The sequence below is a fragment of the Burkholderia sp. Ac-20353 genome, assembly GCF_017104785.1.
Classification (GTDB): Bacteria; Pseudomonadota; Gammaproteobacteria; order Burkholderiales; family Burkholderiaceae; genus Burkholderia.
The window spans coordinates 1-998 of sequence record NZ_JAAGPL010000524.1; the positions used below are offsets into that span (position 1 = coordinate 1).

The 998-nt window shown below is 69.0% G+C and carries 1 protein-coding gene; it reads left to right on the plus strand.

The features are described 5' to 3' along the window. Positions 1-998, plus strand: a 998-nt coding sequence (locus G3N94_RS41735) for an NAD-dependent succinate-semialdehyde dehydrogenase (RefSeq protein WP_205799963.1), incomplete at both ends; no start/stop codon positions are given.

A 998-nucleotide genomic window follows, 5' to 3' on the forward strand; every position in this document is an offset into this window, starting at 1 on the left:
GAAGGCAAGCGCGTGTACGGCGACACGATCCCGACGCCGGCGAGCGACAAGCGCATCGTCGTGACGAAGGAAGCGATCGGCGTGTGCGCGGCGATCACGCCGTGGAACTTCCCGGCGGCGATGATCACGCGCAAGGTCGGCCCCGCACTCGCGGCAGGCTGCCCGATCGTCGTGAAGCCGGCCGAGGCGACGCCGTTCTCCGCACTAGCGATGGCCGTGCTGGCCGAGCGCGCGGGCGTGCCGGCCGGCGTGTTCAGCGTCGTCACGGGCGACCCGAAGGCGATCGGCGGCGAGCTGACGTCGAACCCGGTCGTGCGCAAGCTGTCGTTCACGGGCTCGACGCCGGTCGGCCGCCTGCTGATGGCGCAATGCGCGCCGACGGTCAAGAAGGTGTCGCTGGAACTCGGCGGCAACGCGCCGTTCATCGTGTTCGACGACGCCGATCTCGACGCGGCCGTGCAGGGCGCGATCGCGTCGAAGTATCGCAACAGCGGCCAGACCTGCGTGTGCACGAACCGCTTCTACGTGCATGAAGCCGTGTACGACCAGTTCGCGGAGAAGCTCGCGGCAGCCGTCGGTCAGCTGAAGGTCGGGCGCGGCACCGAGCCGGGCGTCACGCAGGGCCCGCTGATCAACGAAGCGGCCGTGCTGAAGGTCGAGGCGCACATCGAGGACGCGCTCGCGAAGGGGGCGACCGTCGTGACGGGCGGCAAGCGCCATGCGCTCGGCCACGGCTTCTTCGAGCCGACCGTGCTGACGGGCGTCACGCCCGCGATGAAGGTCGCGAAGGACGAGACGTTCGGCCCGCTCGCGCCGCTGTTCAAGTTCAGCAGCGACGACGAAGTGATCCGGTTCGCGAACGACACCGAGTTCGGCCTGGCCGCGTACTTCTACAGCCGCGACATCGGCCGCGTGTGGAAGGTTGCCGAAGCGCTCGAATACGGGATGGTCGGCGTGAACACGGGCCTGATCTCGAACGAAGTCGCGCCGTTCGGCGG